This window comes from Lederbergia sp. NSJ-179 (assembly GCF_022867885.1).
Classification (GTDB): domain Bacteria; phylum Bacillota; class Bacilli; order Bacillales; family Bacillaceae_C; genus Lederbergia.
Genome location: NZ_JALIFP010000006.1, coordinates 111,405 through 124,777, shown reverse-complemented (window position 1 = coordinate 124,777; position 13,373 = coordinate 111,405). Strand labels below are relative to the sequence as shown.

Below are 13,373 nucleotides of genomic sequence, written 5' to 3'. Positions count from 1 at the left end.
GGGCAATATTTGCAAAATATTCCCGACCTCATTATTCCCAAATTCAACAGAAAATATAATCATGCCTGGTGTGCTTGGGATTTTGTCGAACACGTCGTAACATCTAACGTGTCTATGGGGGGCTTCAAGTTCTGAATGAGGTTCCTAATCGACTTATGGGGTTCCTCATGTTTTGAATGGGGCGTTCCTAGACAAAGTATGGGGAAATTTGCGTACGGAATGGGGTTCTTTACAAACTTATGGGGTTCTTCATGCTTAGAATGGGGTTCTTGGAAGAAATATGGGTTTCTTATTCTCTGAACGGGTTTCCTCGCTCATTAAATGGGTTTCTTAACGAACTTATGGGTTTCTTCGCACAGAGTGGGTCTCCTCATGGATTTATGGGCTTATTTGAGCACTGAATGGGGTTTTTTACAAACTTATGGGGTTCTCTATACACTAAATGGGTTTCCCGCACGAATTATGGGTTTCCTTGCTCGAGAAATGGGTTCCCTACAGATGTTATGAGCTTCGCCGAAGCGCGCCCCCGTTTGAGCACAAGTTAAATGAATGAAGGCTTTTCTTTTGATAGGGATGTGGTTATAATATCCATATAGATTAGACATTCTTTTTCCGTTGGCATACATGGTACCGATGTGATCAGCGGTTGTGTAAAAAATCATACTATCAAAGACCTTGTGATCGATATGTAAAAGGTAGAAACGAACTTGACCCGAAATTTCAGCAAATTTAGGAAAGAGATGTGCTGGAACGTCAAAACGACACCCATTTCATCGATATTTCTGGAATTAGGCATGGTTCAGAACAATATGCGGACATATTGGTAGGTAAGAATTTTGATGAAAGTATGTTGTATTGCCTAATTTGACAAATAAAATTATTAAACTAGAAAGCTCGTTTAAAGCCAAAAATTGTAAGGGGTATGTTTCTTATGAAAAATAAACTGGATAATTTGTTGACCCGCTATGTAGCACTAAAGATCTATACAAAACGTAATAATGTACAAGGGATGTATCGGAATCTTCTAAAGTTGAAGCCTATTTATAAGAATAAAACTGACTATTATTATCGTTTGTCGAGGCTAGCCTATCGTCAAAAGAAGTGGAGGCAAGCATTAGACCATATTAATAGCGCCATGCAACTAGCGGGCAACCATTCTCCCGACAAGTATCACCTGTTTAAGGCCGATTGTTATATTCAATTAGGTGAATCAGCTGAAGCAGTATCATACCTTACTGAATATTTATCGACTAAACCAGCAGATGCTCAAGCTTGGCATAAACTGGCAAATGAACATAACAAACTCCGCCAATGGAAAGATGCAGCTAGTAGCTTTGAATCCTATCTTAAGCTACATCCAGAAGATTCAAAAGCTAGCTTTCAATTGGCAGAATGTTATCGTAAGCTGGAAGATTATCAGCATGCCGAGGCAAATTATCGACAAGCTGTAAGTAATCTCGATCATAAACATGTTGGACAATCACTTGCTGACTCCCATTACTGGCTGGGTTTAATGCAACTTAGGAATCATAATCCTGATCAAGCTTTTCGTTCATTTAATAAGGCCATTGAACTGGATCAGAAATTAAAAAGTCAGCGTTTTGGTATAGGTGTTTTTCATGAACATTTTAAGCAATGGGAATATGCGATAGAAGCATACAAAAGTCAATTGCAGCAAAACGAAAAGGATGCGGAACTGCAGTTTAAATTAGCTTCATTATTAGATAAAAAATTATATGCGCCCGAAGATGCTCTAAAGTATTATGAAAAGGCTCTGGAATTAGACAAGATTCGATCACCTTGGCACTTTGCACTGGCTAACTGTTACGAACAACTAGAAGATTATCAAAATGCAGCTGAATGGTACGAAAGCGCAATTGCCCGACAAGAAAAACATCGCCCTGGAAACTATAGACGATTGGGTTATGTTCTGGGGCAACTTGGAAAAACCGAGGAAGCCTTAGCGGCATACAAAGAAGCCGAGCTCTTCGATAAACCTAGCATGATTGATCAAAAGTTTTATAAAAAACATATCAATAAAGCCAAAGTTCGCTATGCTATAAGTTACGAGCATTACTCCGTAAATGATAAGATAGTTTTTTATGAAAGCCTGGGTGGAACTCGGATGATGGACAGCCCTTATGCTATTTTTGAATATATAGTCGATGAAAAGGATTTTAAAAATTACACCCACATATGGGTAGTGAACACATTTGAAGTAATACCGGTCAAATTCAGATCCATGAAAAATATTATATTCGTCAAAAAGGATTCCGATGCTTACTTTAAATATATAGCCAGTGCTAAATATCTGATATGCAACTCAACATTTGAGCCTTATGTTGTGCGTAAGCCAGACCAGCTTTATCTACAGACAAGCCACGGGATATTTTATAAAACGGTTGGTCGTGACAGTGCGGCTAATCCGGTCGGGGTTGCGGGGAGTACTCGTAATTTGCTGCAAGCAACTCATATTATCGTGCCTAACGAATATATGGCTGAAAAACAGCCAATGAGTTATTCAATAAAAGGTATAAATTACGGTGAAATTGCAAAGATTGGCTACCCACGTATAGACGTAACAATTAATATCACGGATGAAGCCAAACATCAAATAACATCCAGGTTAGGGATTGATTCATCAAAAAAAATTGTTCTTTATGTGCCAACTTGGCGTGGAACTAAAGCCAACACTAAATTTGATTCAACCAAACTGATTGAAGATTTGAAAATGTTAGCAGAGCTCGATGTGAACGTCGTATTTCGGGGACATCCGATATCAAATCGCCTGTTGAAGAAAGTGAAACTTCCAGAAAATATTATCGTTCCGCCGCCAGATATTTTGACTAACGAACTGCTAGGCATAGCTGATATCGTTATTAGTGATTACTCAAGTGTATTTTTTGACTTTTTGGTTACAGAGCGACCAATTATTCATTATCTCTATGATGTGGATGTGTACACCAAAGAACGAGGTTTAAATTTAAGCGAAGACGAATTGCCTGGAACTGTGGCAAAAAACAGCCAACAATTAATTGATGCAGTTATGAACAAACTTCAAAACGATAAACCTAGTTCACATTACTTAGCAGCAAAAAACAGATTTTGTCCCTATGATGATGGAAGATCCTCTGAAAGAATTGTAAAATGGTTTTTTTACGGCGATAATCAAGATATAAATTTTGTTGATCGTGTAAAATCTGGAAAATCCTACCTCTATTTGGGAGGAGTGTTACGTGATAAATCAGGTATTCCCAATCTCGTCAATAAACTTAATCATCTTAAGAAAAATGGCAATACTGTCTCTATAATGTTAAAAAAAGAATTGTCGAAGGATAAAGACAAGCTAGGAATGCTTACGGAACTAAATTCAGATATTAATCTTATAGCACATGACAAGAATATGCCAACAACTCTCGAAGAAGCCGCAGCAATTAATTATTTTCATTCTGAAGGAAAGTTTATTAATAAGAAAATGGAGCTCGCCTATAAACAGTCATTTAAACGTGAAGCTAGACGATTATTTGGTGACAGCCGGTTTGATGAGGTTGTTAACTATGAAACAAATTCTAATTACTGGAATGCTTTGCAGGAAAGTATTCAGGCGACAAGTACATTGGATTAGTGACTTTGCATTGTATAATGGAAACATCCCTACATCAACATCTAGATCACCAAGTACTCTCTTAAGTTCATCATCCTCGGCCACAAATAAACTTTATAACATTAATAATATGTATCAAGTATGAAAGCATCAAATAGCCCCTATCTCACTTTTTAGATGGGGGCTGATTATTATTTAAATAACTTCGTACTATCCCAAAAAAGTATCCTCCCTCCGTTTGATTTACAAAAACAAACGGATCCCGAATTTGTATCTGCTCGGTCCTCAATACCATTCCTCCAACACCTTCCTATTTATGAATCCTTTTTCATAAGTCAAAATATCCACCTTCCAACATTTTCTTAATTTCTTCCATTTTTTACATCCTATTTATGTTACAATAGTTGTGGACTTGCTATAAATTGGTAGTACTAAAGTATCTTTCTAGTTTTAAGGAGGAGTGATTGGAATATTTAAGAGTAAGTTAAAAATATTGTTTGTTGTACTTATTTTAATGGGGCATACATTATCTTTCCCATTACAATCATTTGCAAATAATGATAAGACCCGTCAATTAAATTCTGATGTAGGTTCTATAAAGGTCGGAAAAGTTATTGCAAATACTAACGATGAGGTTCCTTTGTACGAGAAAGTTGAGCAAATTGAAACTGAAGCGACAGAGGAAGAGGATATTTCGTCTGAGGATTCCAAATCTAGCAATATCATATTCTACCTAAAGAATAATGATATTGTATCCGTAATAGAAGAATTTGATTCATATTCTTTTGTCGAATTTGTACAGGAAACAAAAAATACTGAAGTGGTCTCTGATTTAAATAAAACGGGGCTGGAAGAATCAAATGTTTGGCAAGGTTACATAGCAAACAAATATCTGGAGATTGAACTGGATAACGATAGTACCAACAATGATAGCAACCAAAATGAACAAAATAATAATGATCTAGATTCTGAGGATGATCGTTACTTAGAAGACGATACTCAGAATAATCAAGAAGATACTATTTCTGAGGAGCAAAACGAGCTAGATGAAGAGCTGGTGTCTGAAGAGGAAAATAGTAGTAACCTAGACTCCATGGATGACAGTTATTTGGAAGATGACGTTGAGAGTAATCAGGATGGCATCGTTTCTGAGGAGCAAAACAAGCTAGATGAAGGGCTGGCGTCTGAAGAAGATAGCGCTGAAAACGAACTGGATTCTGACTCTGAGAAGGAAATTAGTGAGGATAATAAGAACAAAGAGATAAATACGCCCAAAACGTTCTCACTTCAACAATTTAGCACTTCCTCCTTTAACCAACGTGGAGTAGCGCAAAAATCGAAGACTTATATTAGAACGAAACCCTCCACGAAGGCAAATTCGTTAAAAGTTGTACCAGCTGGAACCGTTCTGGATATTAGACTATATCCAAAAAATGAAAATTGGTACGAAGTCTCGATCGGGAACAAAGTAGGTTATATTCATAAAAAACACTTTGAAACCACTGTGGACAACCAAATTACTATACGTGGGGTAGCACTAAAGTCTCCAACAAATATTAGGGAGAGGGCATCAACAAAATCAAAAGTTATAAAAAGTATTCCAATTGGTTCCATACTACAATACAAAACTTTTTCTACACATTGGTATGAGATTGCTTTAGACGGGAATAGGCTTGGCTATATTCACAAAAAACATGTGGGTGATGCTGTATCCACTCAAGACAATTTTCGTGGGATTACGCTTAAATCTCCGACAAATATTCGAACTACACCCTCAACAAAATCGAAAGTGCTAACCTCATATCCTATTGGATCCGTGATAAGCTATAAGACTTTCAATAATCATTGGTATGAAGTTGATGTAGTCATTGGAGGAGTAAAAAGAACAGGTTTTGTTCATAAAAAACATGTCGAAAATTCTGTCTCAAAGCAAGAAACCAAATATGGTCTAGCTCTTAAATCACCGACAAATGTTCGTGTGAAAGCATCAACTAAATCGAATGTAATTTACACTTTTCCGGTTGATTCAATCGTTGAATATAAAACATTTTCTACTTATTGGAATGAAGTTACCATTAAAATAAATGGCCAGAAAAAAACTGGATATATTCATAAAAATCATCTAGGGAAAACTGATAGTAAAATATTCCGTGGGGTAACGCTAAGAGAGCCAACAGCGATTCGGAAGGAGCCCTCTACTGGATCGAAATCATTAATAACTTATCCAAAAGGCACAATATTGGAATATCGTTTCCATAACGAATCTTGGAGTAAGGTTAATGTAATAGTTAATGGAAAGAAACAAACGGGCTATATTTCTGATAATGATATCGATAATGTAAAAAACAAAATATATAGAGGGGTTGCGCTTAACCCGACTACGTATATTCGTACAAAACCATCAACCAAAGCCAATCCATTAACTACCGTTCCAATTGGTACAATTATAAAATATCACCTCTATAATGAGCATTGGTATGAAGCGATAATGACTGTGAACGGAAAAGAAAGAACTGGATTTATTCATAAAAAACATATTGAAGAAGCAGAGACGAATCAGAAAATGATCGATGGATACGCTTTGAGGTCTCCTACAAATGTTCGTGCATATGCTTCAACAAAAGCGAAGGTTATAGTTAGTTTTCCTGAAGGAGCAAAAGTAAGATATAAAACTTTCTCCACCTACTGGCATGAAATAACCGTAACTGTCAATGGCGTACAAAAAACTGGCTATATTCATAGAAACCATGTTGGAACAAAGGCTGAATATCATAAACGGACTAACTATGGATATGATTTTAAATATATGGTAGATAAGCAGATGGCAGGTACACCTAAAGCTGATGGCAGTGGTAAAGTGAATGCTACAAAAGGGCAAGTTGAATTTTACACCAACCCTTCCAACTTTTTGAAAGGTACTCCTGAATATTTTCAGTTTTTAGTTCTATCTCAACCAGCTGGATTAGATGCTGTTGAGGTAAATGAAAAACTGCTCAAAGGTAAAGGGGTACTAGATGGTATGGGCCAAGCTTTTATTGATGCTGGTAAAAAGTACAATATAAATGAGGCTTATTTAATTTCTCACGCTCTACATGAAACAGGAAATGGAAATTCCATTTTAGCAAGCGGTGTTCCTGTCGACAAAAATGGGTCTGTCACTAGAAATTCCAAAGGTGAAATTGCTAAAACTTCCAAAACGGCTAAGATTGTTTATAATATGTATGGCTATGGTGCCAAAGATAGTTGTCCAATAGAGTGTGGGGCCAAATATGCTTTTGATCACGAATGGTTTTCATTACCTACTGCTATTGTTGGCGGCGCCGGAAACATTGTAAACTATATTAATCGGGGTCAAGACACGTTATATAAGATGAGATGGAATCCAGATAGTCCAGGGTATCCACAATATGCAACTCATGTTCAGTGGGCCGTTTTACAAACTAGGAATATCTATAATATTTATAACTCGTTAAATAGTTATAATGCCGTATTCGACGTCCCTACGTTCAATCATTTACCCAATTATAATAACGATGCATACGGGTCAACAACGGCTGATAAGCTTAATTTCAGAAATGGACCAGGGACGATCTATCATTCTCTTGGTAAAATTCCAAAAGGCTCAAAGGTCCAGATCATTGGTTCGAATCCTAATGGTTGGTATAAGGTAAAATATAAAGCCAAAACTGGTTGGGTTAGTGCCCAATATGTCAGTCTGAAGTATTAATACTTTTAAATTAACAAAGCCGCCTATACCTAGAAAATAGGTATAGGCGGCTTTTATTACATGATTAAGAGGGAATTAGTCATTATTTGAATATCTGGAAGTACTTTTTAATTCCATTCACTATGCCTCTTGCGAGTTTTTCTTTATAGGATGCTTGCTTTAACTTATCGGCATCAGTTTTTCGATCAATAAACCCAACTTCAACAAGCGCACTTGGCATTTTTGACTCTCTATTAACGTGTAAATTGCCATCTTTTACACCACGTGAAGTAGTTTTTGTTTGATTAATCATTTCCTTCTGTAAATTGTCAGCTAACACCTTACTCTTTGCAGGCTCAGGTCCCTTGTTCATCATCCAGGTTTCAATTCCGGTTCCACCTCCGGCATTGACGTGTACACTGACAAAGATATCCGCGCCCATGGAATTTGCATGCTTGGTTCTGTTAGCAAGACTTACATAACGATCGTTATCTCTGGACATGATGGCTATATAACCAGTTGCCCTTAGTTGAGCGGCCACACGTTTGCTTATATCCAAAGTAATATCTTTCTCGCGTAATCCGTTGCCCGATGCACCTGAATCATAGCCGCCGTGCCCCGGGTCTATGAAAACGACCTTCTGATTACCAATATGCTTTTTATGTATAAAGCCTGTAACTTTTTTTCCTTTTATATTCATTTGAACTTCGTGCCAATTTTTATTAAATGGAGTATAGTGGATTATACTTCCCTGCGCATAAGTTGTTAACGATCCTGCCTTTGTTGACGGTGTCATGCGTATAAAAGTCTTTTTCTTCAGCGCAACTCCCTTTGAAGCCTTTCCCGTCGCTGTAGCATTTTCTACATGCTTTTTATGGATATAACCACGGCGATTGCCTAAATCAACTTCATACCAGTGATCAGAGAAAGTTTTATAATTAAATATTGTTCCAATTGGTCGAGTAGCTAGAGCACTTGATTTTGTCGAAGCTGATTCTCTTATATATGTTTTCGGTTTTAAGGTAACACCCCGGAGTGTCTTTTGATTCATCACCGTGTTTTCCACATGTTTTTTATGAACATAGCCCACTCCTTTACCAGCTATTGAAACTTTGTACCAATGGGCATTATGAACCTGATAGCTCAATACGGTACCGATTCGATAAGTTGTTAAGGGGTCCGACTTTGTTGATGGCTTTGACCTAATATAGGTCGTTTGTTTTCGGGCTACACCTCGAAGCATCTTATTTTCTGCCTTTTCTATGTGATTACGGTGTATGTATCCAGTCATTTTCTTCCCATTTACTTCGACAGAAACTTCATACCAATAGGTTGAAAATGTTTTATACTCTAAAATGGAACCTACTGGAAAAGTGGCGATGATTGGAGCATTAGTCGATGCTCTAGCACGCATATTAGTTGGTGATTTCAAAGTAATTCCGATCTCGCTCTTTTGTTGTTCAACAGCATTCTCCACATGTTTTTTATGAATATAACCAGTTTTCCCCCCAATTGATAGCTCATACCAGTGGGTAGAAAATGTCTTATATTCTAAAATAGAGCCAATAGGATAAGTCTGTATGATTTGCGCCTTTGTTGAAGGGCCCATACGTACATTGGTTGGAGACTTAAGAGCAACCCCTCGCAACTTCTCTTGATTTTCAGTAACCTTTTCCAGATGTTTTTTATGGATATATCCAATTTGCCCATCAATCTTTTTTGCCAGTGTATACCAATTAGCATTAAAAGGCTGTATTTCTAAGACTGTGCCAATAGGGAATGTTTTTAATGGTTTTGACGTAGTTGCAGGCTCCGTTCGGATATAGGTTTTTGTTTTAAGTGTAATCCCGCGATACATTTTTACATTCATGGGCTCCACTGTCTTCTGTTTGCCGGAAATATCTATATCTTCTCGCCCAACTACAGTGGATTTGGTGTCTTCCCTCTTTGGTTTATCTTCTTTCATTTCTACTAAACTTTCTTCCCCTGCACCTTCTTTTTCTTGTTTATCCATCTCTTGATCATTCTCTAAAAATCCTTCTTCTGGTTTATCCATCTTCTCTGTTGGTTCTTGCACCGAATCAACATTTTCAGTTTCTTCCTGCTCTGTTTCTCTACCAACCTCTGTTTCTTCTTGTTCTGATTTTTCTTCTGCTTGAGACTCATGGTTGACTTGTTCCTCGGTAGCAATATAAATATTTTTCACGAATCCCTTGAGAATTTCGCCCTCTTCTTGATCCACATCCATGCTTTTATATTGTACGTAGGAATAATCATCGTCATTGGATTCCAATAAGATCACTTTTGTGTTATTTGGAATCTCAGTAATCATAGTATCTTCTGATGGGGTTTCATAAAGTAAAATTTCTTCATCTTCAGAGACCAATATAATTTCTTTGTGTGTTTCCACTTCCCCTAGCGTCTCTATTATTTCTCCTTGTGGTTCTATTTCTTCTTGTGTCTCTGCAAATGAATGAATAGGTGTTGTTAGAATAACAGAAATTACTAGAATCAAAACAAGTAGGTTTATAGTAATTTTTTTCATATATGGAAATACCCTCCTCCCAATTACCTAGTATATTATGACTATTGAACTTTGTAAAATAAAAATACCCCGGCATACCGAATTCCCTGCCAGTCATCCTTGAATTTTGGCCAGTTATATTTAGTGGCCGTATTCAAAAAGCGAATCATCCCTAAATACGATTAGCAAAAAACTTGTTATAAACATCGATACTCTATTTACAAAAGGCATTGTCCAAGCCAGCGCACACAAAAAAGGGGCTGTCCAGAAAGTCGTTATCTTCGACTTTTGGATGCCCCTTTTCATATTTTAATCCTTGATAGATGAATATTCCTGATTATTACACTTGGGGGAATTTCCACTATTCGGACAACCCTTTTTTATGAAAGGCTTAATATCTCTGTTTGTTTTTTAATGCGTCCTCTCTATACTGGTCTTTTTCTTTTTTAGACATTTTCTTATATACTTTCAAAAACTTCTCGTATTTCGGAATCACTTCCTCAACAGTGCCGAATTCTTTGACCCTGCCAAATTCCAGCCATAGAATCTTTTCGCAGAATGCTTTCATTTGTCCAATCGAGTGACTGACAAAAATCATCGTTTTTCCTCTTTGTTTAAATTCTTTCATTTTTTCAAGACTTTTTTCGGCAAAAGCCTTGTCCCCTACGGAAAGGGCCTCATCAATAATAAGGATATCAGGATCAACACTTACCGAAATCGCAAAGCCAAGTCGTGATTTCATTCCACTGGAATAAGATTTCACTGGTTGATCAATAAATTTTCCTAGCTCCGAAAACTCAATAATTTCTGGCTCCAACTCTTTGATTTCTTCTTTATTGAATCCCAACATAAGAAGCTTTAATTCAATATTATCTCTTCCAGATAAATCCGCTTTTAACCCAGCAGAAACTGCGATAAGGGCAGCTTGGCCATTCACCGTAACTGTACCCGATGTCTCTGGAACAATCCCAGCAATAATATTGGATAATGTCGATTTGCCAGAGCCATTAATGCCAATAAACCCAATAATGTCTCCTTTTTCCGCCTCAAAACTAACATCCGTCAAAGCATAGAAATCTTCCCCATAGTCTTTCGGAGTGATGAGGTCTAAGATCCGTTCTTTCGTATTGCTATATAGTTTATATTTTTTCGCAATGTTATTTACAATTATTGATTTCTCCATCACAGTCACAACCATTATAAGTAGTCTATAAAATGTCTTCTAAATTTAACATGTATCGTTGAGCCAAATAAAAATAACACAATTACCAGGCCCCAAAAATAGAGACTATATTGCCAATGCTCCACAAAGTACCAATCCAGTCCAAATAAAGCGGATCGATATCCCTCTATTAAATAATAGAGCGGATTGAGTTTCATAAGCGTTGGAAGTGGATCTTCTAAAATCGTTACTTGCCAAAGTATTGGCGATAAATACAGGACCATCCTTAAAGTCGCATTCAAGAACATATGGATATCCCTAATGATCGTTGACAATGTTGAGGTAATTAAAGATATGGAAAACATTAAACAGAATGCAGCAAAGATAAAATAAAATATTTGCAGAAAATAAATACTTAGATAAAAACCGGCGAATTGAAAGATAATCACCACAATTCCCAATATAACTATATGGATATAAAACTGAGAGAACAACGCTATATTAGGAATAACGCTCATTGGGAAATTCATCTTCGATAACATCCGTAACCTTGTATAAATAGACTTAGACCCTTGAATGGTCGATTGATAAAAAAACGTCCATAAAACGAAGCCTCCAAATAGCCAATAAGAAAACGGTACTTCTATGCCGGGAGCAATCTCAATATCTGCCCGTTGACGAATGCTTCCAAATACAAACCAATAAATCAGGACCTGGATGAGAGGATTTAAAAATTCCCATACCATTCCTAAATAATTGCTTTTATTTTGGCTTTTCAACTCATATAACGACAATCTTCGAATAAGATAAAAATGATCTATTTGCTCTTTAATAACTGTTATTGCAGCTTTCATACAATTTCCTTTCAAGTTCCATAATCAAAATACACACTTCATAAATTATACAGGGAAGGAGTTTAAATGACAATAGAAGAGAAAATCCTGTTAGGGATGAAAATAAAGTAAAAGCTTTAGACGAAAAAATTCCCTCTAGCACTCCATAAATTTAGCCAGGGGACCATTCAAATAAAATCATTTTTTCTTAAATCAAAAATAAGAAGTTACACTTCATTAGGATTTCCTTCCAACACATCTGCAATTCTCTTACTTGCCAATCCATCTCCATACGGATTGCTTGCCTGACTCATCTTTTTATACTCTGCTTGATCTTCTAATAATAGCTTAAAGGTTTTATAAATGACTTCTTCATCCGTTCCCACTAGCTTCAATGTTCCAGCTGCTATTCCTTCTGGCCTTTCTGTGGTATCCCGCATAACTAATACAGGTTTACCAAGACTAGGGGCTTCCTCTTGAATACCACCGCTATCTGTAAGGATCATATAAGACCTTGAAAGGAAATTATGGAAGTCAATGACTTCTAAAGGTTCAATAATCCGAACGCGATCACAATGTCCTAAAATCTCATTTGCAGCCTCTCTTACGACTGGGTTCATATGGATTGGATAAATTGCTTTGATATCCTGATGTTCATCGACAATTCTCTTAATCGCTCTAAACATATTTTTCATTGGCTCGCCCAGATTTTCACGTCTATGGGCTGTGATCATAATGAGCTTACTGTCCCCCACCCAATCTAATTGTTCATGAGAATACTCATCATTTACTGTTGTCTTTAATGCATCAATCGCTGTATTCCCTGTAATATAAATGGATGCAGGATCCTTGCCTTCTTTGATTAAGTTTTCCTTGGACATTTCCGTTGGGGCGAAATTATACTTTGCTACAATCCCAACCGCTTGGCGATTGAATTCTTCAGGATAAGGAGAATAAATATTGTATGTGCGTAACCCAGCCTCAACATGCCCTACTGGAATTTGCAAATAGAAGCACGCTAATGCCGTTACGAATGTTGTGGAAGTGTCACCATGTACTAATACCACATCTGGTTTTATCTCCTCTAAAACACTCCTCATTCTATCCAAAATATTAATTGTGACATCAAATAAAGTTTGCTTAGATTTCATAATAGAAAGATCATAATCAGGTGTCACATGAAAAGCTTCCAAAACTTGATCTAACATTTCTCGGTGCTGACCAGTCACACAAACGATCGTTTCTATATTTTTTCGTACTTTCAATTCTTTTACCAAAGGACACATTTTTATTGCTTCAGGCCTTGTTCCGAAGACTACCATCACTTTTTTCATGGGGTTTCACAATCCTTTGTTTTTTATTGTTTGTAATCCATTATGATACAGGAAACTAAAGGCATAATTCAACATTTAAGTATGCCCAACAGAACAAAAGTGTGCTTTATATATTTATGTTTCTTCTAAAGTGAATCCCTAATACATATATACCAATAAAAAAGCCTTTTACAATAGGGGTTCAACCTGCCTATTATAAAAGGGTAATTT

Annotated in this window: 6 protein-coding genes; 2 read left to right on the top strand and 4 right to left on the bottom strand. The window is 36.7% G+C overall.

Annotation, left to right across the window (positions count from 1 at the left end; genetic code table 11):
• Nucleotides 1-931 precede the first annotated feature (931 nt).
• Together MUB24_RS06925 and MUB24_RS06920 are read left to right on the top strand one after the other, a co-directional pair.
• Complete coding sequence (locus tag MUB24_RS06925; RefSeq protein WP_244702591.1) at nt 932-3,625, top strand: CDP-glycerol glycerophosphotransferase family protein; 2,694 nt, start codon at nt 932-934, stop codon at nt 3,623-3,625.
• A 439-nt stretch (nt 3,626-4,064) separates the two neighbouring features.
• Nucleotides 4,065-7,331 (top strand): SH3 domain-containing protein, encoded by a 3,267-nt coding sequence (locus MUB24_RS06920; RefSeq protein ID WP_244702588.1) that lies wholly within the window; start codon nt 4,065-4,067, stop codon nt 7,329-7,331.
• Nucleotides 7,332-7,413: 82 nt separating this feature from the next.
• Here MUB24_RS06920 and MUB24_RS06915 read toward each other — a convergent pair whose 3' ends face one another.
• The 4 genes from MUB24_RS06915 to wecB form a co-directional block, all read right to left on the bottom strand.
• Nucleotides 7,414-9,855 carry an N-acetylmuramoyl-L-alanine amidase gene (locus tag MUB24_RS06915; RefSeq protein ID WP_244702585.1) on the bottom strand — a complete coding sequence of 814 codons (2,442 nt, stop codon included), beginning with the start codon at nt 9,853-9,855 and terminating at the stop codon, nt 7,414-7,416.
• Nucleotides 9,856-10,225: 370 nt separating this feature from the next.
• Entirely contained in the window at nt 10,226-11,017 is a 792-nt protein-coding gene (gene tagH, locus MUB24_RS06910; protein WP_244702583.1) for a teichoic acids export ABC transporter ATP-binding subunit TagH, read from the bottom strand.
• A gap of 14 nt (nt 11,018-11,031) precedes the next feature.
• Nucleotides 11,032-11,850, bottom strand: coding sequence for an ABC transporter permease (locus MUB24_RS06905; RefSeq protein WP_158320773.1), 819 nt, complete (start codon nt 11,848-11,850; stop codon nt 11,032-11,034).
• Nucleotides 11,851-12,056: 206 nt separating this feature from the next.
• Entirely contained in the window at nt 12,057-13,163 is a 1,107-nt protein-coding gene (wecB, locus tag MUB24_RS06900) for a non-hydrolyzing UDP-N-acetylglucosamine 2-epimerase (RefSeq protein ID WP_244702580.1), read from the bottom strand.
• Nucleotides 13,164-13,373: the final 210 nt, after the last annotated feature.

Coding starts and splice junctions, on each gene's coding strand:
- MUB24_RS06915 (WP_244702585.1), bottom strand. CDS start 9,855: ATGAAAAAAATTACTATAAACCTACTTGTTTTGATTCTAGTAATTTCT.
- wecB (WP_244702580.1), bottom strand. CDS start 13,163: ATGAAAAAAGTGATGGTAGTCTTCGGAACAAGGCCTGAAGCAATAAAA.
- MUB24_RS06905 (WP_158320773.1), bottom strand. CDS start 11,850: ATGAAAGCTGCAATAACAGTTATTAAAGAGCAAATAGATCATTTTTAT.
- tagH (WP_244702583.1), bottom strand. CDS start 11,017: ATGGAGAAATCAATAATTGTAAATAACATTGCGAAAAAATATAAACTA.
- MUB24_RS06925 (WP_244702591.1), top strand. CDS start 932: ATGAAAAATAAACTGGATAATTTGTTGACCCGCTATGTAGCACTAAAG.